The organism is Streptomyces sp. NPDC001604 (assembly GCF_042893475.1).
Lineage (GTDB): Bacteria > Actinomycetota > Actinomycetes > Streptomycetales > Streptomycetaceae > Streptomyces.
The window spans coordinates 56418-80478 of record NZ_JBIAUY010000029.1 but is presented as its reverse complement, the minus strand read 5'-3'; the positions used below and the strand labels follow the sequence as shown (position 1 = coordinate 80478).

The 24061-nt window shown below is 68.8% G+C and carries 23 protein-coding genes, 1 tRNA gene and 1 pseudogene; 13 read left to right on the top strand and 12 right to left on the bottom strand.

The window, feature by feature from the left end; translation table 11 throughout:
- Positions 1-114 precede the first annotated feature (114 nt).
- Complete coding sequence (locus ACFY1E_RS45470) at positions 115-681, bottom strand: Uma2 family endonuclease (protein WP_389087838.1); 567 nt, start codon at positions 679-681, stop codon at positions 115-117.
- Positions 682-1548: 867 nt separating this feature from the next.
- Here ACFY1E_RS45470 and chvE point away from each other — a divergent pair.
- From chvE to ACFY1E_RS45450, 4 genes and pseudogenes are all read left to right on the top strand, one after another.
- Positions 1549-2634: a multiple monosaccharide ABC transporter substrate-binding protein gene (chvE, locus tag ACFY1E_RS45465; protein ID WP_389087836.1), complete on the top strand. Its 1086-nt coding sequence runs from the start codon at positions 1549-1551 to the stop codon at positions 2632-2634.
- 247 nt (positions 2635-2881) lie between these two features.
- Positions 2882-3031 (top strand): annotated as a pseudogene (locus ACFY1E_RS45460) (IS256 family transposase); the annotation flags it as partial.
- Between the two features lie 179 nt (positions 3032-3210).
- On the top strand, positions 3211-3396 hold the full coding sequence (locus tag ACFY1E_RS45455; RefSeq protein WP_389087834.1) for a hypothetical protein: 186 nt from the start codon (positions 3211-3213) through the stop codon (positions 3394-3396).
- A 2-nt stretch (positions 3397-3398) separates the two neighbouring features.
- Positions 3399-3812, top strand: coding sequence for a hypothetical protein (locus ACFY1E_RS45450; protein ID WP_389087831.1), 414 nt, complete (start codon positions 3399-3401; stop codon positions 3810-3812).
- Here ACFY1E_RS45450 and ACFY1E_RS45445 read toward each other — a convergent pair.
- Positions 3778-3918: a hypothetical protein gene (locus ACFY1E_RS45445; RefSeq protein ID WP_389087829.1), complete on the bottom strand. Its 141-nt coding sequence runs from the start codon at positions 3916-3918 to the stop codon at positions 3778-3780. The genes ACFY1E_RS45450 and ACFY1E_RS45445 overlap by 35 nt on opposite strands.
- A 421-nt stretch (positions 3919-4339) precedes the next feature.
- On the opposite strand from ACFY1E_RS45445, the gene ACFY1E_RS45440 reads away from it, so the two are divergent.
- Positions 4340-4711 carry a hypothetical protein gene (locus ACFY1E_RS45440; protein WP_389087827.1) on the top strand — a complete coding sequence of 124 codons (372 nt, stop codon included), beginning with the start codon at positions 4340-4342 and terminating at the stop codon, positions 4709-4711.
- A gap of 213 nt (positions 4712-4924) precedes the next feature.
- Here ACFY1E_RS45440 and ACFY1E_RS45435 read toward each other — a convergent pair whose 3' ends face one another.
- The 3 genes from ACFY1E_RS45435 to ACFY1E_RS45425 form a co-directional block, all read right to left on the bottom strand.
- A complete protein-coding gene (locus ACFY1E_RS45435) occupies positions 4925-5671 on the bottom strand; it encodes a hypothetical protein (protein ID WP_389087825.1) in 747 nt (248 codons plus the stop codon).
- 635 nt (positions 5672-6306) lie between these two features.
- Positions 6307-6750 (bottom strand): PIN domain-containing protein, encoded by a 444-nt coding sequence (locus ACFY1E_RS45430; RefSeq protein ID WP_389087823.1) that lies wholly within the window; start codon positions 6748-6750, stop codon positions 6307-6309.
- Positions 6747-7013 (bottom strand): CopG family transcriptional regulator, encoded by a 267-nt coding sequence (locus ACFY1E_RS45425; protein WP_389087820.1) that lies wholly within the window; start codon positions 7011-7013, stop codon positions 6747-6749. The genes ACFY1E_RS45430 and ACFY1E_RS45425 overlap by 4 nt, the downstream gene beginning before the upstream one ends.
- Before the next feature lie 190 nt (positions 7014-7203).
- On the opposite strand from ACFY1E_RS45425, the gene ACFY1E_RS45420 reads away from it, so the two are divergent.
- Positions 7204-8091, top strand: coding sequence for a TerD family protein (locus ACFY1E_RS45420; protein ID WP_389087818.1), 888 nt, complete (start codon positions 7204-7206; stop codon positions 8089-8091).
- Positions 8092-8408: 317 nt separating this feature from the next.
- On the opposite strand, the gene ACFY1E_RS45415 is transcribed toward ACFY1E_RS45420, so the two are convergent.
- The 4 genes from ACFY1E_RS45415 to ACFY1E_RS45400 form a co-directional block, all read right to left on the bottom strand.
- Positions 8409-8717: a DUF6928 family protein gene (locus ACFY1E_RS45415; protein WP_389087891.1), complete on the bottom strand. Its 309-nt coding sequence runs from the start codon at positions 8715-8717 to the stop codon at positions 8409-8411.
- A gap of 736 nt (positions 8718-9453) precedes the next feature.
- Positions 9454-9529 (bottom strand) — tRNA-Arg (locus ACFY1E_RS45410).
- A gap of 63 nt (positions 9530-9592) precedes the next feature.
- On the bottom strand, positions 9593-11308 hold the full coding sequence (locus tag ACFY1E_RS45405; RefSeq protein ID WP_389087815.1) for an IclR family transcriptional regulator C-terminal domain-containing protein: 1716 nt from the start codon (positions 11306-11308) through the stop codon (positions 9593-9595).
- A gap of 69 nt (positions 11309-11377) precedes the next feature.
- Positions 11378-12664: a M6 family metalloprotease domain-containing protein gene (locus ACFY1E_RS45400; protein WP_389087813.1), complete on the bottom strand. Its 1287-nt coding sequence runs from the start codon at positions 12662-12664 to the stop codon at positions 11378-11380.
- Positions 12665-12956: 292 nt separating this feature from the next.
- Between ACFY1E_RS45400 and ACFY1E_RS45395 the strand changes: the two genes are divergently transcribed.
- Positions 12957-13619: a TetR/AcrR family transcriptional regulator gene (locus ACFY1E_RS45395; protein ID WP_389087810.1), complete on the top strand. Its 663-nt coding sequence runs from the start codon at positions 12957-12959 to the stop codon at positions 13617-13619.
- Between the two features lie 194 nt (positions 13620-13813).
- On the top strand, positions 13814-15355 hold the full coding sequence (locus tag ACFY1E_RS45390; RefSeq protein ID WP_389087808.1) for an MFS transporter: 1542 nt from the start codon (positions 13814-13816) through the stop codon (positions 15353-15355).
- Between the two features lie 106 nt (positions 15356-15461).
- On the opposite strand, the gene ACFY1E_RS45385 is transcribed toward ACFY1E_RS45390, so the two are convergent.
- Positions 15462-16001, bottom strand: coding sequence for a MarR family winged helix-turn-helix transcriptional regulator (locus tag ACFY1E_RS45385; protein ID WP_389087805.1), 540 nt, complete (start codon positions 15999-16001; stop codon positions 15462-15464).
- Positions 16002-16098: 97 nt separating this feature from the next.
- Here ACFY1E_RS45385 and ACFY1E_RS45380 point away from each other — a divergent pair, with 97 nt between their 5' ends.
- Complete coding sequence (locus tag ACFY1E_RS45380; protein ID WP_389087803.1) at positions 16099-16890, top strand: dioxygenase; 792 nt, start codon at positions 16099-16101, stop codon at positions 16888-16890.
- 54 nt (positions 16891-16944) lie between these two features.
- Here ACFY1E_RS45380 and ACFY1E_RS45375 read toward each other — a convergent pair whose 3' ends face one another.
- Complete coding sequence (locus ACFY1E_RS45375; RefSeq protein ID WP_389087800.1) at positions 16945-17460, bottom strand: GNAT family N-acetyltransferase; 516 nt, start codon at positions 17458-17460, stop codon at positions 16945-16947.
- A gap of 198 nt (positions 17461-17658) precedes the next feature.
- On the opposite strand from ACFY1E_RS45375, the gene ACFY1E_RS45370 reads away from it, so the two are divergent.
- Entirely contained in the window at positions 17659-18657 is a 999-nt protein-coding gene (locus ACFY1E_RS45370) for an RNA polymerase sigma factor RpoD/SigA (protein WP_389087798.1), read from the top strand.
- Positions 18658-19222: 565 nt separating this feature from the next.
- Here the strand turns inward: ACFY1E_RS45370 and ACFY1E_RS45365 are convergent.
- Positions 19223-20188, bottom strand: coding sequence for a helix-turn-helix transcriptional regulator (locus ACFY1E_RS45365; RefSeq protein WP_389087795.1), 966 nt, complete (start codon positions 20186-20188; stop codon positions 19223-19225).
- 61 nt (positions 20189-20249) lie between these two features.
- On the opposite strand from ACFY1E_RS45365, the gene ACFY1E_RS45360 reads away from it, so the two are divergent.
- The 3 genes from ACFY1E_RS45360 (at position 20250) to ACFY1E_RS45350 (ending at position 24017) form a co-directional block, all read left to right on the top strand.
- Positions 20250-21785, top strand: coding sequence for an MFS transporter (locus tag ACFY1E_RS45360; protein ID WP_389087793.1), 1536 nt, complete (start codon positions 20250-20252; stop codon positions 21783-21785).
- A gap of 177 nt (positions 21786-21962) precedes the next feature.
- Positions 21963-22109, top strand: coding sequence for a hypothetical protein (locus tag ACFY1E_RS45355; protein WP_389087790.1), 147 nt, complete (start codon positions 21963-21965; stop codon positions 22107-22109).
- Positions 22110-22226: 117 nt separating this feature from the next.
- Positions 22227-24017, top strand: coding sequence for an HEXXH motif domain-containing protein (locus tag ACFY1E_RS45350; RefSeq protein WP_389087788.1), 1791 nt, complete (start codon positions 22227-22229; stop codon positions 24015-24017).
- Positions 24018-24061: the final 44 nt, after the last annotated feature.

Genomic DNA, 24061 nt, shown 5'->3' with positions numbered 1-24061 from the left:
CTGTCACTGGATCGTCCAGGCCTGGTCGGACTGGTTGAGGGGCATGCACTGGGCGATGGCGACTCCGTTCGCCGTCGATCCGCCACTCGCCGCCGACTGGTGCGCAGCGCCAGGTCAGACCTGCCCCAGGTCGATCTCCACCGGGAAAGGGGCCACTACCTTGAGGACGCCGGTGAACACGTCTCCATCCCGGTATGTCTTCGTCGCGGGGTCGAGAACGTAGGTGTACACGAGAGGAACGCCTGTCGCCGCCTGCTCGATCCGCCAGTAGAAGCCGATGCCCGCCTTGGCGTACTGGTCGACCTTCACGATCCGGTCGGTGGTCTCCGAGCCCGGCGACACCACCTCCGCGACCAGCAGCACGTGCTCAGGTCGAGTGGGGGTGATGTCGATCGTGTCTGCGCGGTACACGACGACGTCCGGGCGGCGATTGGTGAGCGGGACGTCCTGAAGCCGGACGTCGAAGTCCGTGTCCGCGTTCCACTCCGGGCCTGCGGCGCCATCCAGGGCGTTCGCCAGAATCCGAGCGAGCCGGTTGTGCCGCTTGGACGCACTCGGACTCACGACGACCATCCCGTCCACGACCTCGATACCGGCGCACTGCTCCTCGGACCAGGAGTCGTACTCCTCAGCGGTGATCTGCTCATGCATCCACGCCGGGGCCACCATCTCGGCCGTCATGAAGCACCTCCCGGACGCTGTGCTGCGGGCCCGATCCCGCTGGATTCAGCGTACTGTCTGCCATCCGTCCGGCACGCTGATGTCGCTCGCGCTCCCTTCCCGTCGGTCGGCATCCGACCAGCGAGCCCACTCCATCCGTCCCGACGGCCCACGCGGTGCACGAGACGGTCGACCGCGCCCCCCGTCGGGAGCCGTACCGGCCCACGGCCTGGGCGTCGTACGTCCACTTCGGGCCCTGGCCAGATGAATGAGCGATCTCCGACCTCTTTCTGTAACCGTTCCAGTTCGCCCCGTTGACACCCCGCACACCCGCCCCTAGCGTCACGCCAGCATTCCGAACATGGTACGAGATTTCGAACATTCGAAAGGCGATTGTCCTGTGCATCCCCGGAATCAGCACGCACGTGGCCGGAACGCCGTGGCGAAGCCCGGTGTACGTACAGGAACACACCGGCGACCGGATCGGTGATCTGCGGGACATCGAGGCGCATGAGCACCGACTCGTGCAGCGTGCCGGGCCGGCCTGGCCTCAACCACTCGAGCGAGCCCGCCGGTTGTTCACTCGCCTTGAAACTCGTGCACCAAGACCCCCGACGACATCGGCGGCTACGTGCGGATCTACGAGCGCGCCGAGCTGGTCCGCCCCAGCGCACCGCGCTGTCTGAAGTTCGGTCCGTCCAGGGTGCCCGGGCATCCACCCGTACGGCACCCCTCTGCGGGACCTGACTCCGGAACCCCGGGAGCGGGTACGGCGCGTCCGACTCGCTCGCGATTCGCCTGCCTACCGCCCGTCGGCTCAACCGCCCGCGCCGACGCCTGATACGCCGTCATCCTCCTCAACGACGAGAAGAACAAGGAACGATCACCATGCTCAACCGAAGATCGGCCCTCGCTGGAGCCGCCGGCCTCGCCCTCGCCTTGTCCGCCTGTGAGCAGACCGGCGAGAGCAGCTCCGTGCGCAGGTCCGGGCGCGGTACCGTCGGCCTCGCCATGCCGACGCGGGCCTCCGAGCGCTGGCTCACCGACGGCAAGAGCCTCGTCGAGGACCTGAAGGGCAGTGGGTACACGACCAAGCTGGTCTACGGCGACGACGACCCGAAGGCCCAGGTCTCACAGATCCAGAACCTGATCAAGCAGGGCGTCGACGCACTGATCATCGCGGCCATCGACGCCAGGTCGCTGAACGGCGTGCTTCAACAGGCCGCCGATGCGCACATTCCGGTGATCTGCTACGACCGGCTCATCCTCGGCACCAAGAACGTCGACTACTACGTCAGCTTCGACAACGAGATGGTCGGCCTGATCCAGGCCCACCACATCATCAAGAAGCTCGGCCTGGAGGACGGCAAGGGGCCGTTCAACATCGAGCTGTTCGCCGGATCCCCCGACGACAACAACACCAAATACTTCTTCAACGGTTCGATGACGCTCCTGCAGCCGTTCCTGGACAGCAAGCAGTTGGTCGTCCCGTCCGGCCAGACCGAACTCAGCAAGATCACCACCCTGCGCTGGGACGGGCCCACCGCGCAAAAGCGCATGAGTGCCCTCCTCACCAAGTGGTACGGCAGCAAGAAGGTCGACGCGGTCCTCTCGCCGTACGACGGCATCTCCAGGGGCGTCCTGTCCGCACTGAAGCAGGACGGCTACGGCTCCGCCGGCAAGCCCCTCCCGGTCATCACTGGTCAGGACGCCGAACTGCCCTCGGTGAAGTCCATCATCGCGGGCCAGCAGTCCCAGACCGTCTTCAAGGACGTCCGCGACCTTGCCAGAGCCGCCGCAGACATGGCCGACGACATACTCAGCGACAGGGCGCCGTGGGTGGACAACAGAAGTGACTACAACAACGGCGTCAAGGACGTGCCCGCCCGTTTGCTGCAGCCGGTCGACATCGACAGGACCAACTACGAACTTCTGCTCACCGACGGCTACTTCACCGCCGACGAGCTCAAGTAGCAGCACGGCCCCTGCGTGATATGCCGGCACGACGCTCGCCACGGCACTGCCACTCTTCTCCCACCCGTGGCCGGAGTGCGCGCCGGCCACGCGGATGAGGGCCGTTGGGGACTGTTCGACCTGTACCCATCCTTCGAGGCGGGCACCGCCGCTCGGTTCGGGGATGTCGCGGTGCCGGCGGGCCTCACAGGAAACGGTAGGCCCGCCATGAGGTCCGCGCATGGCTGTGGCGTGGGCTCCTCGACGACGGCTCGTGGGCGCGGTGCTCGCCGAGCAGAACGACCAGTGGACCGAAGCCCGCCGCTACATGGGACTCGCCCTGCTCGCCAAGACCCGCCTCCGCCCGATCGAGTCAGAAACCGACGAGAGCGTCCTCCCGACCGAACTCACCTCCTAATGATGTTGTCAAGTCGTGGCGGCTCATGTCGCCGGCGGAGGGGCCGAGAGGAACTCGTCGGAGCCTTGCCGATCATGCTCGCTCACGCCGCACAGACCCGGAGCATCGCCGAGTCCGGTGAGCTGTGAGGCAAGATCCCGAGGTGGGGCGGCAACGCCACGGCTCAGGCACACGCCCACGTGGGTCCCATTCTCAAGGACGCCAAGCCGGGAAGCCTGGAGTTCTACACCACCGTGAAGCCCAAGGCCAACAACAGGCCTGGTTATGCTTCCTGGGAGGCCGGTGTGGAAGACGGCGTCAAGGGATTCGAAATGGACGGCGACGAATGGGCCTCCATTCCGGTCATCGTCACGGAGACGCGGTAGAGATGGCCGTGAGAGAGTTGAACCCTGTGGAGCTGAAGCGGATTCCTGAAGGGGATGTCAGTTCGCGCGACATCAAGTGGCTCGCAGAGGTCGATATCGACCGTGCGGCGCTTGAGGAGCGCTGGGGCAGCGGGGAGACAGCCTGCGACAGTCTCGCGGAGTGGCTCTGTTTCGCCTTCTCTCCGGCGGAGGGGGAGGCGTTCCTCCTGCTGCGCGAGACGGAGCATCCTCCCACGCCGCAATTCGGCCTGAGCGTGACCAGCGGCCTCTTCTCCGCGTCCATCGCAGGACGGATCGTCGAGGCACTGGGGATCGCCGGCGCACGAGTGATCAAGGTGAGCGCCGACGCTCCGCCCCCTCACGCATTCACGACTCAAGTCGTCAGCGCAGGCCCAGGGCTTCGCGGATCGTCGTGAACAGGCCGGTCTGGTTGGTGACGCCCAGGACGAACCGGCGGACCTCCACCGCGATGTGGATCCGCCGGGCGGCCCCAGCGCGACGCCCAAGCCATGCAGCTGCCATCGGTAGCGATCGTGCATCCGGGAGGACGGGCACCCACAGCGAGCACAGCCATCCTGCGGGGACGACCACGGGGCCGCGCACCCGTACCTTCCCAGGACGGGGACGAATCGCGGGCTGTCCGCAGCCTGACCTGCGGTCGGCACGAACGCCAGCAGATGGCACTTGCGCTCGGCGGCGAGGTGAACTTTGGTGGTCTGGCCGCCCCTGGAACGTTCCAGGAGGGCGGCTTTGCCTGGCTCGGAAAGCCACTGGAGTACGGGGGCGATGCGGCTGCGGCGTCCAAGATGTTCACCATGGACGGGGACCTCACCACGGAGACCGTCGCGCGTTCCACGAAGATCCGGAGCCGAGCAGTGGGGCAAGTACGCCATTCCGCGCATGAACCCCGACTACAAGGTCAAGCTGGGCGGAGGGACAGAAAGTGAGAGTCCGCTATCTGGGCGCCCCGGACGCGCCACCCGATCCTGTCGACGGCAGGTACCACTTCACCCCGGGACAGGAATACGTCGTACTCGAACTCCATGTCTGCAGCGACGGGTCTTCCTCCCTACGCATCGAGCACTCGCCGCACGATCTCGCCGGCCTGTACAGCGGAAAATTCTTCGAGCAGGTGTCGGATGTCATCCCGGCCCGGTGGAGTGTGGAGATCTATCGGCGGGGTGGGCTGAGTATGGGGCCGAAGGAATGGATCGCGGGAGATTTCTGGGAGCGCATGATGGAACGCGACCCGGAAGCGGAGGCTGCTTATGAGGTGACACGCGACGCGATCCTGGCAGAGGAGTCCGCCGCCTGATTTAGTGACTGCGCGCTGCCCGGTGTGGACATTCCTTCGTGGACGTCCACACCGGGCATCCACTTTGCTCCAGAGACAACCGTTATGTCGGCGCGAAGGGGGAAGGCCATCGCCGCGGCGCTAAGGAGCCGCAACTGCTGGTCCGCCAGGCATCCGCGCCAAGGAACGCCTGCACCACAAGCGCACCAGATGAGCACTTCTACAGTTCTGCGATCAGCTGACAGTACCCAAGGCCTCTGCAAGGCGGATGTCCTGATCGAGCGAGAGGCCGAAGCCCCCCGTACGCGGACTCCAGTTGCCCGTGCAGCGCAGAACTCGACTGGGGCGGGGGGTTGCGTTTCCACCGCTGAGAGGGGAAGCGTCAGGCTCATGGAAGTACCAGGGAGGAGCTTCCCAGAAAGGGTGGTCCAGCAACGCTTCGGCGAGAACCGTGCGAGTCTGCGGCGGTGCGCCAATGGCGGCTAGGGCACTCTCGACAACTTTGACGGCATCCGGGGGTAGTGCCTCGTCGCCTAGAACGGGCAATAGAAGGAGCAGGCGAGCATGCAGGGCGGTGACCCCGGGGCCCGTACCTGGATTCTGAGCGATATGGACCAGTTCGCGCCAGGCGAGACCGGGGCCGGCGAAGTGACCGTCAATGCTGCCGAGCGACCGTGGTCGGTCCCAGCTGGGGTGGGTCAAGTAGTAGTCGATCCCGCAGTCCTCGGGAAAGTTGCGGTAGAGGATCAGAATCGTGTGTCCGCGCTGCAAGGGCAGCCGGAGGACTGGCCAGGCAGCCGGGTCAGTGAGAGTCCCGTAGGCCTCCTCGGTGTCCGCGCCGTCGGCACCGAACCATCCGGGCTCAGGATCCACGTCCTCGCCTTCGGCAAGCCACAACAGGTGCGCGGGCCAGAAACCGGGAAGGGCGAGCCATTCCTCACTGACCGCTAGAGGGTCGTCCTCATATCCAGGGATCACCACGCCGCCATCCTGACACCTCACCACCTGCCTCCTGGGATGAGTATCCACGGCGGGACAATGCTGACGAACAGCGCGAACGACCGCGGAAGCCTGCGGACCGCCGCAGCAGGTGAGGGATACAGCGGTGCAAGGTCAAGCGCCCAGCGAAGTTCGTTCAGGACGAGGAGGTCGTGCCAGACGCGTGCCAGGTCCTGCGGGGAACGACGGCGAACTCCGGGGAATCAACGGACCCGCAACCAGGCGTCGACACCCTTCCACCGCAGGTCAGCCCTGCCTCGAACGCTGGATCACCTCAGCTTCCCAAGCTGAGAGCGCGAGTTCGATTCTCGTCACCGCTCTTCTTGAAGCCCCAGGTCAGCGGCCTGGGGCTGTTTTATTGGGGGCGCTTTTGCTGCGTTTTGCGAGTGCTCCTGTAGCCCGAGATTTGGGCACGCAGAGGGCACGAGCGCCTTGAGAGCGCGCCCCCATTGCGTCGCAGCGTGGCGTTGACCTGCACTCTCACGTAGATGAGCCGGAGGCGAGCCCCTCAGCCCGCTGTTCCTGGGCGGCGGCGGACACCCGTCCTGCATGTTTTCGTCGTGGGCGCTGCCCAAGGCCCTTGTGGAAGCAGGCACTTGACCGCTTTGGATCCTGCGTCAGAGCGGGAGGTCGTCGGGGAGTACCCGGAACGCCTTGTAGCGGCCCAACGGGCGTACGGCCCGGAAGTCCCGTCGGTCCAGGGTGAGAATCGCGTCCGTGTCGTAGTCGGCGGCAAGCGCCACGTTCACCGCGTCCGCGAGGTCGAGGTCCAGCGCGCGGTAACGGCCACGGACGGACTGGGCTGCGCCCAGGTGATCCTCGGTGATCTCCGGCATGACGACACGCCCCCGGCTCATCCAGCGCCGTAGGTCGTCGACCGCGCTGAGGGCAGCCTCCCTGCCGAGCTCACGCGTCGCCACGTGATCCAGTTCGGCCAGCAGAAGAGGGGACATGACCAGCAGGCCCGCCGCCATGATGGCCTCGTTCGCCGCCCGGTGTTCCGGATGAGCCGAGTCCAGGGCTGCCAGAAGGCCGGACGTATCGGCGATGACAATGATCACGCGGCGGATCCGGACCCCGAGTCGGTCTCACGCCGAACCGCGTCGGTGACCGTGTCGCGGATCTCCGACTTGGAGAGCGTGCGCCCCGGGCCCTCGAAGGTGCGTGAGAACAGCGGCTCGTCCCAGACCCGGTTCGCCATCGCTGCTAGGTGGATACCCTGGCGGATGATCTCGGCCTCGCTTATACCCCGGCGCTTGGCGGCCTCCTTGATGATCGCCAGGTCCTCGGGGTCGGCGTACACGTTGGTGCGCTTCATGGACATGTACCAAGAGTAGTCCATGTACCGGATTGATGTATCCGGGACACCTCCCCATGTCGTGTTGCCGAGGACCAGCCGAGCCGACCTCACACGCCCCCCGGGTGCCAGACTGTTCCTGGGGAGAGGGGTACGTCATGGGGTTCGGTTTCCGTGTGGTGTACCTGGGATGAGTGTGCGGGTCTCGACTCGTGGAGTGCGCACCTCGGTCGGGCCCCGTGCGGCGAGACTCAGCGCGGGCAGCGGCGGCGCCAGGATGTCGACCGGGCTCGGCCCCTTCTACGCGTCGAGTTCCCTCGGCGGCCATCGACGGCGCACGACTACACGGCGTACGACACGCTCTCGTACGGTCGCCCCCTCAGCCGCACAACTTGACCGGGCGCGCCGTCAAGGGGAGCGGGCTCAGCAGGAGGCGGAGCGCGATGCCGCCCCGCCCGACGACCGGGCGCCACTCACCGATCCCTACCGGATCAAGCCGTTCGCCGAATGGAAGCAAGAGAGGTCGGCAGGACCGCCTCCTGTACCCGCCACACCGCCCGCGCTGCGTGCCTCGCTCATCCCCGGCCAGACCCTCGTCCTGCCCGAGGACGCCTGGCAGGGCCTGCACGTCGCCTTCAGCTTCGCCGGCGCAGACGCGGACCTCACCCTCTTCCTGACCGGGGAGGACGGCCGGGTGGCGGCTGACGAGGACTTCGTCTTCTACAACCAGCCCTGCTCCGCCGACGGCGCCGCACGGCTCCTGGGCAAGCAGCAGGAGGGCCCGTACTCCGTCGAACGCGCCACCATTCACCTGGCTGCCCTGCCCGAGCGAGTGCACCGCGTCGCCATCGCCATCAACATGGACGTCGACACGGGCCTGAACTGCGGCTCTCTCACCCACGCCGCCTTGCACATGGACTGCGTGACCGGGGCGGCATGGGCTTTCCAGCCGTCCGCAAACCCGGACATCCGAACCATGGTCGTCGCCGAGTTGTATCGGCACCCCGTCGACGGCCTACCCGCATGGAAGCTACGGGCCCTCGGTCAGGGATGGGCGGACGGCCTCGACGGCCTCGCCCGGGCATACGGAGTCGACGTCGAATGACAGCCGGAAGCCGAACCACCTACGCATCCGCAACCACGCATCTCCTGGGTAAGAGGCACCTGGACGCAGGATCCTCCGAATGTCCGTCGCCCCGTCCCCCAGACCAATGGCTCAGAGACGTGCCCATAGCGTGCCCGTAAGGGCGGAAAACCACGGTCAACAGCGGCGCAATCCCGCCCACACGGCCACCTCAAGGACCAGGTATCTGCGCTGGCCAGGGTCCATGAACCCGCCCAAGCGCCGTCGCTTCCCAAGCTGAGAGTCCGGCGACGCGCGTGACCGCCGAACGTCGTGTGAACCCGTCTAATGCGCACATCTCACAAGGCCCCAGCAGATCCCAGGACCCACCCCGAGTTAGGCTCACGGCCTTGGCATGGATCTGCCACCCGATCTTGGCCGCCCCGGGCCCTGATTCCTGGATGGCGGTCATCACGACATCCACCTCCCGGCCAACTAGCCGCGTGGGCTGTTCCCTTCGGCGAGGACAGGCATTCCCAAGGCTCCGTGCCCTCGCGGGGTTCGATCTCGCAGCCCGGATAGAGGCGCCGCACCATGGAGGACGTCCGTGCCAAGTCCGCCGCGCCCACGTGTCGTAGAAGTCCCGGCACCACGCCGTCGGCGTACACGAGCAGTCCCGGCTTCGCTCCCACAGTCCCTCTCCAAAGCCTCGACCTCGGTGGCGCTCGCACCAAAGCCGACAGCACGGGCAGTGGAAGGAACCGAGACCACGCCCTACGTATCGGGCCGCCTTCGGGCCGTCCGAGAAAGACCGCCGCCGACAGACGACGACAGTGGACGACGACCCTTTCCTGCTCAGAGGTGGCGCATTGGATGCCGCTGCAGGCTCCACCCCCGAACGCAAGTTGAGGAACGACAGAGGCAGGCCTCCTGCGGACTCACGAGGCATGGCACGGTCCCAGGGCCGAGCCACTCTGGTACCAGTACGAACGGGGAGTCAGGGTACGGAGCGGTGAACTCGGCCAAGCTCCGCCCAAGACAGGTAATCCGCACGGCACATGTGTGATCGCCCCACATCGCCCCTGAAGAGGCGAGTCCCCGATCCTGCTCAGCCGGTGTGGTTGAGCTGCAGCACCGCGTCGACCTGGTGGAGAGGTTTCGTGCGGGCCTTCTCCGCTTCGGGGAGCGTCGCGGCCTGCTCGTAGAGGTAGATCTTCTTCTTTGTGAGCGGATCGCGGCCGACGTAGACGCTCGCTTGTTAGCCGGATCCATTGCGCCGGATGCGGCCTCGTTGGGTGGTCTCGACCTTGGTGTTTGCCATGACGTGGAACCTACTGACGGCTAATGCCACGGCTACGACGAACAGCGCGCCTACCTCGGAGAGGTAAACGCGCTGGTCAGACCTGGTGCCCCCGGCAGGATTCGAACCTGCGACACCCGCTTTAGGAGAGCGGTGCTCTATCCCCTGAGCTACGAAGGCGGGGTCGTGGCCGTGGAGGCCACAGGCGTCAGCGTACCGGATCTGTTCGGGTGGGGGGTGGGGTCAGGTCGTCGGTACTCGGGTGAAGCGGCCCGCCACGTGGAGGTCCTGCTCGATGCGGGTCGCCGTGGCGCGGAGGTGGGGCAGGATGTCCCGTTCGCACTCCTCGGGCGTGTGGCGGGCCGCGTGCATGGCCACGTTGAGGGCGGCGACCGCTCGGCCCGTGCGGTCGCGGACCGGGACTGCGATCGAGCGGAGGCCCTCCTCGAGTTCCTCGTCGACCAGGGCGTGGCCCTGGGACCGGATCTCGGTGAGGAGGCGGGACAGGGCCTCCGGGTCGGTCAGGGTGTGGGGGGTGAGGGGGTGCAGGGGGAGGGGGAGAGGGCGGTCGGACGGGGGGAGGTCCGACAGCAGTACGCGGCCCATGGATGTCGCGTAGGCCGGCAGCCGGGTGCCCACCGTGATGTTCACGCTCATGATGCGGCTCGTGGCGACGCGGGCCGTGTACCGGATGTCGTGGCCCGACAGCACAGCCAGGGACGTCGACTCGTGGACCGTCCGGGCGAGTTCGGCCATGTGCGGGGCTGCGATCTCAGGGAGGGACGTACGGGAGAGGGGCGGGAAGCCGAGGGCCAGGACGCGGGGGGTCAGGGTGAAGGTGCGGTCCTGTGCGTGGACCAGGCCGAGGTGTTCGTAGGTGATCAGGGCTCGGCGGGCCGTCGCGCGGGCCAGGCCCGTCGCCTTTGCCACCTCCGTCAGGGTCAGGGCGGCGCGGCCCTCGCCGAAGGCCGTCAGGACCGTCAGGCCGCGGGCCAGGGATTCGACGAACTCCCGGCCCAGTTCCTGCTTCGACGCGCCGGTCCAGGTCGCGAGGCCGGAGGGCGCGGCGGACGGCTGGGGCGGCGGTACCTCGCGCAGGTCGTCCTCCATCACCCGTACTGCCGCCCGCAGCCGGGGGAGCAGGGTGTCGCGCAGGTCCGCGGCGGTGTGCCGGCTGGTGTGGCTCACCACGTTGGCCGCGCAGGCGATACGGCCGGTGCGTGGGTCCCGTACGGGGACGGACACGGCGACCAGGCCCGGTTCGATCAGCTGGTCGTCCAAGGCCCAGCCGTTCGCGGTCGATTCGGCCACCCGTCGCTCGAAGTCCTCGTCGGGGGACGGATGTTGGGGTGGGGGCACGGCCGGGAAGAGTGTCCCCTCCGGGTCCGCTGCTCTGCGCTGCCGCCAATCCCGCCAGTCGTCCTGCGTCCACTCCGTTGCGAACAGGGCGCCCGGCGCGGTGCGTTCGGCCGGCAGCAGGTCGCCGATGCGGAAGCTCAGGGACATCGCGCGGCGGCGGGTGGCCTGGTGGATGAAGCGGATGCCGTCGCGGTCGGCGACCGCCAGGGACACGGATTCGTCCAGTTCGTCGGCGAGGGCGTCGGCGCGTGCGTCCAGCAGGGCGGGCAGGCGCAGGGCGGAGAGGTAGGCGTTGCCCAGTTCCATCAGGCGGGGGGTCAGGATCACGTCCCGGCCGTCGAGGCGGACGTATCCCATACGGGCGAGGGTGGCGGTGATCCGGTCGACCGTGGAGCGGGCGAGGCCCGTGGCCCGCTCCAGGGCGCTCGGGCTCAGCGTCCCGCCTGCTTCGGTGAGCCGTCGCAGCACGGCCACCCCCCGGATGAGCGGCGCGACCGCCTCGGCCGGTACGTCGACAGAGCCGTCGGCCGGTGCGGCGGACGACGCGGCCCGTACGTCGGGAGCAGCGGCGTCGGCGTCCATCATGGGCTTGGCGGGCATCGGGTCTCCGGTACGGCGGTCGGGGCATGCCTACCGTAATGCGGAGAACCCCGGTGCATTGCGGGCCGCTCACCGCCGGGTCACCAGCACCCGGTAGCTTCGCGAGCCTCCGGAGCCGTCCGTCCCCGCCACCGCGATGCGGATTCCCCGCTTCGGGTCCTTGAAGACCTCGCCGGGGGTGAAGGGGGCGTCCGAGAGTTCCGCGTGCACGTTGGGGCTGCGGGTGCAGCCGCCGCTGTCGCGCCGGGAGTCGTAGACCTTCACCGGTCCCATGCCGGTGTCGACGGCCGCGTCGACCTTGTAGATCAGTACGCCCGGGCGGCACACGGCCTCGTCGTTGCCCGCGTGGGTGCGCACCTCCACGGCGTACCCGGTGCGGCTGCTGAGCGGTACGAAGACCAGCTTCGGGCCGCCCGTGCGCTCCAGCGGGGTCAGTGTGTGCTCCGTGGTGCCGTGCCGTGAGGCGCAGCTGACCTGGGACGGGTCCAGCCAGCCGAGCTTCCACTTGTGCCAGCCGAGCAGGTCGTTGTTGGCCCCCCAGTCCTCGCTCATGATGTCCCAGTGCCCGACCGCGCCGCCGCCCGCCTGGGTGTAGAGGTCGGGCAGGCCGAAGACATGGCCGTTCTCGTGCGGCAGCACCCGGTAGCCGGTCCTGCCGTAGGAGCCGGAGCCGTCGTCCTGGCGGGAGTAGACGAAGGAGACGTTGGCGACGGGGATGCCGTCGGCGACCGGTGCCTCCGTGTTGCCGGCGAAGGTCACCGACAGGACCGTGTCCAGGGCGGACGGGCCGGCGTTCGGCGTCACCAGCACGTTCAGGAAGTCGTAGTCCTGGAAGTTCACCTTGGGGTCGGCGGCGCTCACGATGTCCTGGACGAGCTCGCGGTAGCCGGAGTCGAAGGGGGCGCCGCGTTCTATGCCGTACGCCTTGAACGGCTTCGGCATGCGCAGCCAGTGCCGGATGGGGGTCTCGGGGCGGTAGTCCAGGCGGCCGTAGGAGGCGGTGCGGAACCACTGGCGGGTCTTCGGGAAGAACTCGTGGAAGCGGTCGAGGGCGTTGCCGGGGCCGGGTGCGTCGGAGAAGTCGACCATCAGGGTCAGGGCGTGGACGGTGCCCGTGGAGCGGGAGTAGCCGGCGCCCGTCGGGACGCCCTCCGACAGCTGGATGGCGTGGCCGCCCCTGATCATGCAGGGGTTGAGCACGGCGCTGCGGGCCGGCGCGATCGGGCCCGCTCCGGCGGTCGCGGAGGGCACCGTCAGATGCCCGGTGCCGGCCGAGGTGCTGACCGCGAAGGTCAGGGCGGTCACGGACGCGAGGGCGGCCGCGCGGCGTGGACGTATCCCACGGCAGAGCTGCATGCACGCGTCCTTCGTCCATGGCAGCCGGCGGCATCGGACTGCGCCCTTTCGATCACCCTGGGTCGGGGGCTGCGCGGGCGCGCGCTGGAGGAGCCCGAACGTGGGGTTTCGCCGAGAGGGAGCTGTGACTCAGGTCACATTAAATCTCTTCGTCAACCTGAAATAAGCGGGGAGCGTCTCCCCGTTTAGTCAGTGTCCGAGTGAAACGGGGAGTGCTTCCCCGGATCGCAGCACCATCGGTCATCGCAGCACCACCGACCATTCGCAGAAACTCTCAACCGAGGAGCACACCGTGATCGCCACGACGACCGCGAAGGTCCCGCAGCGCAAGGTGACCCGGCCGCGCGCCGACGCCCTGCGCAACCGGGAGCGGATCGTCACTGCCGCCCGGGAGATGTTCACCGAGTTCGGCCCCGAGGTGCCGCTCGACGAGATCGCCCGCAGGGCCGGCGTGGGCAACGCCACGGTGTACCGCAACTTCCCCGACCGCGACGCACTCGTACGCGAAGTCGTCTGCTCCGTCATGGACCGGACGTCGGAGGCGGCCGAGTTCGCGCTCGCCGAGACCGGGGACGCCTTCGAGGCGCTCGAGCGCTTTGTGCACACCGCCGCCGACGAGCGGATCAGCGCGCTGTGCCCGATGGTCCAGAGCACCTTCGACCAGAACCACCCCGACCTGGAGGCGGCCCGCAAGCGGGTCGAGGAGTTCGTGGAGGAGCTGATGGACCGCGCCAAGCGGGCCGGACAGCTCCGCCCGGACGTGGGCGTCGGGGACCTGATGATCGTCGTGGCGCAGCTCAGCCGGCCCCCGGCCGGCACCGACTGCGTCGTCAGCGACCGCTTCGTACACCGCCATCTGCAACTGTTCCTGGACGGACTACGGGCCCCGGCCCACTCCGTCCTGCCGGGTGCAGCCGTGACCGTGGAGGATCTGCGCCGCCCCTGCACCGACTAGGGCTCTGCACCGACCAGGGCCCTGCACGGATCAGGGCCCGCACCGACTAGGACCCGCACCGACTAGGACCCGCACCGATTAGTTCAGGACTCCAAGCGAGTCGACACTCTCGAAACTCACCGGCCGTCTCGGCAGGCGAGCCGTCCCCGTCACGACACCTTTTTCCGTCACGAAGTCCCGAAGTGGGTACCCCCATGTCTGCAACAGCCTCAAAGGCTCCAGGCGCTGTCGAGAACACCGGCGACGCCAACCGCTGGAAAGCGCTCGTCTTCATAGCGCTCGCCCAGCTGATGGTCGTGCTCGACGCGACCATCGTGAACATCGCCCTGCCGTCCGCCCAGACCGACCTGGGGATCTCGGACGGCAACCGGCAGTGGGTCGTCACGGCCTACGCCCTCGCGTTCGGCGGTCTGCTCCTGTTCGGCGGCCGGATCGCCGACCTGTGGGGCCGCAAGCGTGCCTTCGTCGTCGGCCTCGTCGGCTTCGCCGCTGCCTCCGCGCTGGGCGGAGCTGCCACCACCGGCGCCATGATGTTCGGCGCCCGTGCCCTGCAGGGCGTCTTCGGCGCGCTGCTCGCGCCCGCCGCGCTGTCCCTGCTCGCCGTGATGTTCACGGACGCCAAGGAGCGCGCCAAGGCGTTCGGCATCTACGGTGCGATCGCCGGTGGCGGTGGCGCCGTCGGCTTCATCCTCGGCGGCGTGCTCACCGAGTACATGGACTGGCGCTGGACGTTCTTCGTGAACATCCCGTTCGCCGTGATCGCCGCGCTCGGCGCGTACTTCGTCATCCGTGAGCCGGAGGGCGGCCGCAACCGCAACCCGCTCGACATCCCGGGTGTGCTGCTCTCCACCGCCGGCCTGGTCTCGCTGGTCTACGGCTTCACCCGCGCCGAGTCCGACGGCTGGGGCGACACCACCACCGTCTCGCTGTTCGTCGCGTCGGCCGTCCTGCTGATCGCCTTCGTGGTCACCGAGGCGAAGGTCAAGGCGCCGCTGCTGCCGCTGCGCGTGGTGACCGACCGCAACCGGGGCGGCATCTACCTCTCGCTCGGCATCGCGATCATCGCGATGTTCGGCACGTTCCTCTTCCTGACCTACTACCTCCAGGTCATCAAGGGCTTCTCGCCGATCAAGACCGGTTTCGCCTTCCTGCCGATGATCGCGGGCATGATGGTCGGCTCCACCCAGATCGGCGCCCGGCTGATGACCCGGGTTCCGGCCCGGGCGCTGATGGGCCCCGGTTTCCTGGTCGCGGCCGGCGGCATGTTCTTCCTGACCCGGCTGGAGATCGGCTCGTCGTACGCCTCGCTGGTCCTGCCGGCGATGCTGCTGCTCGGCCTCGGCATGGGTACGGCGTTCATGCCGGCGATGTCCCTGGCCACCCTGGGCGTCGAGCCCCGGGACGCCGGTGTGGCCTCCGCGATGGTCAACACCTCGCAGCAGGTGGGCGGCGCGATCGGCACGGCCCTGCTGAACACGATCGCGGCGTCCGCGACGACGGCGTACATCAAGGACCACATCGCGACCGCGACCTCCAAGTCGCAGGCGCAGCTGGTCCAGATGCAGGGCGCGGTGCACGGCTACACCAACGCGATCTGGTTCGCCGTCGGCATGCTGGTGCTGGCCTCCGCGATCGTCGTGACCCTCGTCAACGCCGGCAGCCCCGGCTCGACCACCGTGTCGGGCTCGGCGGACGGCGTCGAGGACGAGCTGGCCGTCCCGGTGGTCGCCCACTGACGGCGACCGTCCGGCGGTACCCCTTCGGAACCATCCGTACGCGAGAGGAAGGGGACGCCTCTCGCGTACGACCCCAGGAACTGTCCTGGCTTCCTGAGTGAGCGGCTCAGCGGAGCCAGGGCAGGTCCGCGCCCGCATCGCTGGGCTGCAGGCCCTCGGCGACGATCTCCATGATCTCGCCGAGGGCCTCCTGCTGCTGCGGGGTGAGCCGCTCGAACACCGCCTGCCGTACGGCCGTCACATGGCCCGGCGCGGTCCGCCCCAGCACCTCGGCGCCCGCGTCCGTCAGCACCGCGAACTGCCCCCGCTTGTCGGAGGGGCAGTCCTCGCGCCGCACCCAGCCGTTCTTCTCCAGCCGCGCGATCGCGTGCGAGAGACGGGACCGGGTGATCTTCGACTTCATGGCCAGCTCGGTCATCCGCAGCCGCCGGTGCGGGGCCTCGGCGAGGCCGACCAGCAGCCCGTAGTAGATGTGCGGCATGCCCGCGTCCCGCTGCAGCTGGCGGTCGAGATGGTCCTCGAGAAGCATGGTGGCGTGCAGGTAGGAGCGCCAGATGCGCTGCTCGTCGTCGGTGAGCCAGCGGGTCTGCCCGGCGGGTTTCGCCGCTGCGTCTGCTTCTTCAGCGGATGCGGGTGCCGTATTCATGTATCCATCGTACGAGAGGGCTCCTTGAATATTAAACAAATGGGGCGTATGCTCTGAAGCAGGGAGTTTGAGAGTTCAAGCATTGGGAGCAACTGTCATGTCCGCCGCCACTCAGGAGCGCATGCCCGCCCTCTATCTCAGCCATGGCGCGCCGCCGCTCGCGGACGACCCGATCTGGCCCGGCGAACTCGCCGCCTGGTCCGCCGACCTGCCGCGCCCCAAGGCGATCCTCATGGTCTCCGCCCACTGGGAGGAGGCCCCGCTCGCGCTGGGCGCGGTGGAGACCGTCCCGCTCGTCTACGACTTCTGGGGCTTCCCGGAGCACTACTACCAGGTGAAGTACGAGGCCCCCGGCGCGCCCGAACTCGCCGATTCCGTACGGAAGTTGCTGCGCGCCCCCGGCATACCCGTGCAGGACATCCCGGACCGCGGCCTCGACCACGGCGCCTACGTCCCGCTCGTCGAGATGTTCCCCGCCGTCGACATCCCGGTCCTGCAGATCTCGATGCCGACCCTCGACCCGGTGAGGCTGATGGAGATCGGCCGCAAGCTCGCGCCGCTGCGCGACGAGGGCGTACTGATCGTCGGCTCCGGCTTCTTCACCCACAACCTGGCCGCGCTGCGGCACACGGGCGGGGGAGTGCCGAGCTGGTCCTCGGAGTTCGACGACTGGGGCCGCAGGGCGCTGGAGGCCCGGGACTGGGACGGGCTGCTGGACTTCCTCCACAAGGCCCCGGCCGGTCGCTACGCCCACCCGCGCACCGAGCACTTCGCCCCGCTGTTCGTGACCATGGGCGCGGCGGACGTCACCGGCGAGCTGGACGCGCAGAAGTCCGTGATCGACGGCTTCTGGATGGGGATGGCGAAGCGGTCGGTGCAGTTCGGCTGAGGCCTCGTGACCGTGTGGGCCTCATGACCTTGTGGGCCTCAAGACCCTGTGGGCCTACAGCTCCTTCTCGTACCAGGCGACGTCCCAGTACCTGCCGAACTTCCGGCCCACCTCCCGGTACGTGCCGACATAGCGGAACCCGAAGCGTTCATGCAGCCGCGTGGACGCTTCGTTGGGCTGTGCGATGCCCGCGTAGGCGCGGTGCAGGTCCTCCTCCGCCAGGGCCTCGAAGAGGGCCTTGTACAGCAGCGTGCCGATGCCGCGGCGGCCCGCGTGCGGGGCCACGTACACCGTGACCTCGACCGACGTCCCGTAGGCCGGTTTCGCACGGTAAGGGCTGGATGTGGCGTAGCCCAGAATTTCCTGTGTGTCCGCATCCGTGGCAACCATCAGCCGGTGCGGCCCGTCTACAGGGTGGGAGAGCAGCCAAGGACGACGCTCTTCCGGAGTGAAGACGGCGGTATCGAATGTGATGGGCGTCTCACGTACGTAGTGGTTGTAGATGTCGGTGAGGGCGTCGAGGTCCTCCTCGACTCCCGGTCTGACCTGCACCTCTGTACGTTCCGACACCCTCCGGCCTCCCTCTGTGGCCGGACAGGGTACTGCATGATCAGAAAAATCGGGGGGCGGGTTGGGAATTCTGTCCGGATTCCAGTCGTTGTTTCCATCGGATGCAGGGCACCCGACCAAAGTGCTCAGCGGCACTCGAAGGCGAGTGCCCGGCGTCTGAGAGACCACCCGCCAGCCCACCATCGCAAGGGAGCACGCATGGCAACCCGTGCCGTCGCCCGTCGTAAGTCCGCCACCGGCGAGACGGCCGACGCGGCAAGCAGTGTTCGCGCCCACGCCGGCGAGATCGCCGACCGTGATCTGGTCGGCATGTACCTCGACGAGATCGCGCGCACACCGCTGCTCGACGCCGCCAAGGAGGTCGAGCTGTCCCAGATCATCGAGGCGGGTGTGTTCGCGCGACAGGTTCTCGACGGGTACGAGGAGTCCAAGGCCGAGGCCACCCGCGAGGAGCTCGAGGCCCTCGTGGCCGAGGCCGAGCGCGCCAAGGACATCTTCATCCGCTCCAACCTCCGCCTGGTCGTGGCCGTGGCCCGCCGTTATCCCCGTAGCGGTCTGCCCCTGCTCGACCTGATCCAGGAGGGCAACGCCGGTCTGGTGCGCGCGGTCGAGAAGTTCGACTACCGCAAGGGCTTCAAGTTCTCGACGTACGCGACCTGGTGGATCCGTCAGGCGATCACCCGCTCGATAGCGGACCAGTCGCGCACCATCCGCCTGCCCGTCCACCTGGTGGAGGAGCTGGGCCGGATCCGCCGTGTGCAGCGCGAGTTCAACCGCGAGCACGGCCGCGACCCGGAGCCCGCGGAGATCGCCGCCGAGCTCGGCTCGAACGCGGACCGCGTGATCGACGTCCTGGACTGGGCCCGCGACCCGGTCTCGCTGAACATGGCGGTGGACGACGAGGGCGAGACCCAGTTCGGCGACCTGCTCGAGGACACCTCCGCGGTCTCCCCCGAGCAGTCCGTCCTCACCCTGCTGCGCAGCGAGGAACTCGACCACCTCATCGGCCGGCTCGACCCGCGCACGGCGTCCATCATCAAGATGCGCTACGGCATCGAGGACGGCCGCGAGCGCACCCTGACGGAGGTCGGCAAGGAGCACGGTCTGACCCGCGAGCGGATCCGGCAGATCGAGAAGCACGCCCTGCTGGAGCTGAAGAAGCTGGCCCGCGACACGGGCTTCGAGGCGGCGGCCTGACGAGCGGTCGCAGGGCGCGTACGGCACGCGGTCAGAGCCGGGTGGCGTACGCGCCGGAGGCCGCGCACGCCGGGTGGCGAAAGACCGCGCAAACATGGCGGTTCGACGCCGCTTCAACCGTCAGAAGCAGGGAACAAGACTTCAGGGCACAGGAGTTCGGCGGCACCGTCCCACCCCCTGAACGACCGGACCCACTGCAACCACCGGACCAAGTCCCGACGCACATCCCCCCCGGCGGCGGGACTTTCCTGAGCCGGGCCTCGGCGCCCCTCCCCCCGGGCGCCGGGGCCCGGCTCTCTTTCGGGGCGCACTGAGATCTCGCCGGGACACACATGACGGCGGGCCACCCCAGACCTGAACACTGGGGTGGCCCGCCGTCGCATGTGTCCCGCGGCGTGACACTCTGCCATAGGGTCGTCACGTTTCGCTAACCCGCCCGAGGTGAGACGTCCGTGGGCGGATCTCGTGTGATCCGTCTGCGGGTCTCTGGGGGGTTGCTCGCGCAGCTCCCCGCGCCCCTTCAGGGTGCGGTTGTGCCGCACGGCGAGGCCACTTGCAGGATGCGTCAATTACCCGCCGCCCGTACGAGCCGTCCGCCCAACTCTCGTACGCTCTCCGCCAGTTCAGGTGGTTCCCGTACCGTGAACTCGTAGCCCAGCAGGGCCAGCCGGACCGCGAGCCAGTCCGCTGCGTCGCTTGTGCGGGCGCGTAGGCGGCAGCTGTGGTCGTCGAGTGGTTCCGGGGTGCCCAGCCAGGACGGGATGCGGGTCGCGACGGTTTCCGCGGGGGCGGCGAAGGTGACCTCGAAGTCGTACGACTCCTGGTGTCGTTGCATCGAGCGGCGCAGATACTCCGCCGCGTTTCCGGTCGGCAGCTCGCGCGGGGCGAACCGGGCGCCGGTTGCGAACGGGTCGCTCACCCGGTCGACGCGAAACGTGCGCCAGTCGGCGCGGTCGAGGTCGTAGGCGACGAGGTACCAGCGGCGGCCGGTGGAGACGAGGCGGTACGGCTCCGTCAGGCGTCGGGACTCGGTGCCGTCGCCGGCGCGGTAGGCGAAGCGCAGGCGCTCGTGCCCGGCCACTGTGGACGCCATGACGGTCAGTGTCTCGGGTGCGATGCTCGCCCCGTCCCCGCTGGTCAGCGGTGTGGTCGCGGCCTGGAGCGTGGAGACGCGGTGGCGCAGGCGGGAGGGCAGCACCTGTTCCAGCTTGGCCAGGGCCCGTACGGAGGCCTCGTCCACGCCCTCCAGGGCGTGTCCGGCGCCCGCCCGCAGCCCGACCGCGATCGCCACGGCTTCCTCGTCGTCGAGTACGAGCGGTGGCATCGCCTTGCCCGCGACCAGCCGGTAGCCGCCCTCGGCACCCAGGGTCGCCTGCACCGGATAGCCGAGCTCGCGCAGCCGGTCGATGTCCCGCCGCACCGTGCGCCGCGACACGCCCAGCCGCTCGGCGAGCTCGCCGCCGGGCCATTCGCGGGGAGTCTGGAGGAGGGAGAGGAGTTGGAGGAGTCGCGCCGGGGTGTCCGTCGTCATGGTGAGAGCATGCCGCAGAACTAGGACACGATCTGACCTAGTAGGGGTCTAGCTTCGAGGTATGACCTCCACCGAGATCCCATCCGTTTCCGCCTCCGGCGACCGCAGGCGCTGGTTCGCCCTCGCCATCGTGATGACCGCGGCCTTCATGGACCTCGTCGACGTCACGATCGTCAACATCGCGATCCCGTCGATCCGGCGGGACGCCGGCGCCTCCGTCAGCCAGATCCAGTGGATCACCGCCGGCTACGCGCTCGCCTTCGCCGCGGGGCTGATCACCGGCGGGCGGCTCGGCGACGTCCACGGCCGCAAGCGGCTGTTCCTCGTCGGCATCGGCGGCTTCACCCTCGCCTCCGCGCTGTGCGGCTTCGCCGCGAACCCGGAGATGCTGGTCGCCTCCCGGATCCTGCAGGGCGGCATGGCGGCGATGATGGTGCCTCAGGTGCTGTCGATCGTGCACGCCACCTTCCCGGCGCACGAGCGGGGCAAGGTGTTCGGCCTGTTCGGCGCGATCGTGGGGCTCGGGGCGGTCTCGGGCCCACTGCTCGGCGCACTGCTGACCGAGTGGAACCTGTGGGGTCTTCAGTGGCGGCCGATCTTCCTCATCAACCTCCCGGTCGGTATCGCGGGCCTGGTCCTGGGCAGCCGCTTCATCACCGAGTCGAAGGCGCCGCGGGCGCTGAAGCTGGACCTGGTCGGGGTCGCCCTCGTCACCCTGGGGCTGACGATGCTGCTCTACCCGCTGACCCGCGGCCGTGAGCTGGGCTGGCCGCTGTGGGGGTACCTCTCGATGGCCGGCGCGCTCGTCGTCTTCGCGGTGCTGGTGGCGTACGAGAGGCGCAAGGCCGTACGGGACGGGTCTCCGCTGGTGGAGCTCTCGCTGTTCCGGGTGAAGAGCTTCGCGGCCGGTATCGCCGTGCAGACCGTGTTCGGGATCGCGCTCGGGGTCTTCTTCCTGGTGTGGACGCTCTACATGCAGACCGGGCTGGGCTGGAGCCCGCTGCGGGCGGGGCTGACCGGGGTGCCGTTCTCGATCTCCGTCTCCACGGCGGCCGGCCTGTCCGTGCAGAAGCTGGTGCCGCGCTTCGGCCGCAAGGTGCTCCAGGCGGGCGCGCTGCTCATGGCCGCGGGTGTCCTGATCTACATCTGGGAGTCTGGCCGCTACGGCCTCGCCATCGCGTCCTGGCAGATGGCGCTGCCCCTGGTCGTGATGGGCGTCGGCATGGGCCTGATCGTGGCCCCGCTGACGGACGCGGTGCTCTCGGACGTGCCGCGCGAGCACGCCGGCTCGGCGTCGGGGCTCATCAACACCGTGCAGCAGATGGGGAACGCGCTGGGGCTCGGGCTGGTCTCGGTGGTGTTCTTCGGGGAGATCGGCGACCGGCTGACGCAATCCGAGGTGGGCCCGGCGTTCGTGAACGCCTTCCAGCATGCGCTGGGGTGGGTCGCCGCGGTGATGGGGGCCATCTTCGTCCTGATGTTCGCTCTGCCGAAGCGGGCGGGGGAGCAGGCGGAGGGGGCCGATGCTGCGGAGCTGCGCACCGGGGGCGCGCAGGATGCCCCCGCACGCCAGGGGGATCTCGCTTCGGTCCGCTAGCGCCCCTGACACCCTGCCCCGAGTCTGTGCAGGGGCAGGGTGTTGTGTAATCTTCGACACATGTCTATCCTGCGCGGGCGACCGTTCCGCGTGTAGTGGAATCTGGGGAAGCGGCGGGACGTCATGGCATCGAGGAATCAGGCCACTCCATCCGAGGTGGCAGTGTCGGAAACAGCCATGTCCAGCTGGCTTCCCGACCTCTCGGGGCTTTCTCTCGGAGAGCTCAGCAGCCTGGACAGCATGGTTCTGGAGCCCTCCGTCAAACACCTGAGGCTCTGCGTCAACCAACCGCTGTCCACCATCGGTGGCAGCAACGGCAGCTAGTTCCCGCACCGCCCCTGCACAGTCCCCACGAGACTCGGCAACGCAGTCTCCGCGCCGGGTGTCACCGACTAGATTGCACCGCACGTCACCCTGGCCGGGATCGAGGAAATCGTGCCGATGCACCATCACCAGCTCTCCGTGTCCGTCCTGCGCTCCCTGCTGGCCACCACCGAGGACGACACTGCGGTAGCCGTGCTCCTGGACGTGGAGTACAGCCGCCGGCTGCTGCTCATGCGGGGAATCCTGGACTCCTGCGCCGGGACTCCCGAGGCCGAGACCGCCGGGGTCGAGGAGGCTTGGCGGCTGCTGGAGAGCGTCGAGAAGCGGGCCCCCGAGGCCGTTCGCGCCGTACTGCTCGATCCGCAGGTCGGCTTGTGGGCTGCCGCCCTGCTCCGGCGGCTGTCCCGGGCCGAGCGGGACGAGAGCGCGCAGGACGTGCCGCTGTGGGTGGAGCTGGGTTTCCTCGCCCAGTTCGCGGCCACCGTGTCGATCATGGCGGGCGCCCCCTTCCGGGTGCGGGTCCCCGTGCGGGACTCAGCCGTGTTCCTGCCCTGTCTGGGGCGGGCGCGTCTGGACACAGCCGAGCCCTGGGGGACCGCAGAGGTGCGGGCACAGGACGGTGTGGTGAGCATCGTCGGGGCCGGTACGGCGGTGACGCTGCCGGAGGATCCCGAACGCGACGCGCCCGGCTGGCAGGGGCTGCGCCGGCTGCGCGCCACGGCCGACGGCCTGACCCTCACGCTCGCGATCGACGACCTCGGCCCTTATTCGGCGGTGTCCGGGCTGGCCGCCTCCCGGCGGCTGGCACCCGAGCAGTTCGCCGACTGGGAGCGCTGGATCTCCGCCATGTGGCCCCTTCTGGTGGCCGACCACCGGGCCGACGCCCGCGCGCTCTCCGCAGGGCTGCTGTCCCTCGTCCCGCTGCCCCACCGGGAACGCCTGCGCGGGCGCACCGCCTCCTCCAGCGACGCCTTCGGCTGCGTCCTGCTGACGGAACCCGACCAGGACACGGCGGTGCTGCCGGCCCAGCTCGGTGTAGCTCTCATCCATGAGTTCCGGCACACCCTGCTCAACGGCCTCATCTTCCTCGCCCCGCTCTTCGAGGACTGCGCCGACCTGTTCTACGCCCCCTGGCGGGACGATCCGCGTCCGCTCGGCGGGCTGGTGCACGGGGCGTACGCCTTCTCGGGGGTCGCACGCTACTGGCGTGCGCGCGGGGAGGAGGGTCTCGCGGGCTTCGAGTTCGCGCTGTTGCGGGACGCCCTGGACCAGGTGCTCACCACCCTGCGGGACCACCCCCTGCTGACCCCGCTGGGGCGCCGGCTCTGCGAGGCGCTCTCGGAGCAGACGGCACACTGGAGCGCGGAGCCAGTGGGGCAGCACGAGCACAACCTCGCCCGGCTGGCGTCCGCCCACCACCAGGCGACCTGGCGCGCCCACCACCTGCACACCCCCAAGACCTACGCCCAGGCGCTGGCGCAGGCCTGGCAGCACGGCGGCGCCCCGCTGCGGCCGGTGCCGGAACCCGAACTGCGCACGGACCCCGGCGCCTGCCGGCTCGACACCCTGGCACTGCTGTCCCGCCTCAGCCTCGTCGACCCCGCGGAGTACGCAAGGCTGCTCACCGACCCCGACCCCGCCGCCCAGATCCCCGGCGCCGCCGCGGCCGACCTGGCCCTGGTGGCCGGCGACGCACAAACCGCGGTCAAGCTCTATGCCGAGGAACTGGCGCTTCCCGGAGCCAGACCCGCAGCCTGGGCAGGCCTGGGCCTGGCGCTGACCGAGACGGGCGAGGAGGCCGCCGGGGCCGCCCTGACCAACAGTCCCGAACTCGCCGTAGCCGTAAGCCGTTTGCTGCCGGAACCTCCGGATCCAGTAGCCCTGGCGCAGTGGCTGGCGCCCCTTTAGGGGCGCGGGGAACGGCGCCACCAGCCCCCACGCAGCCGCAGACA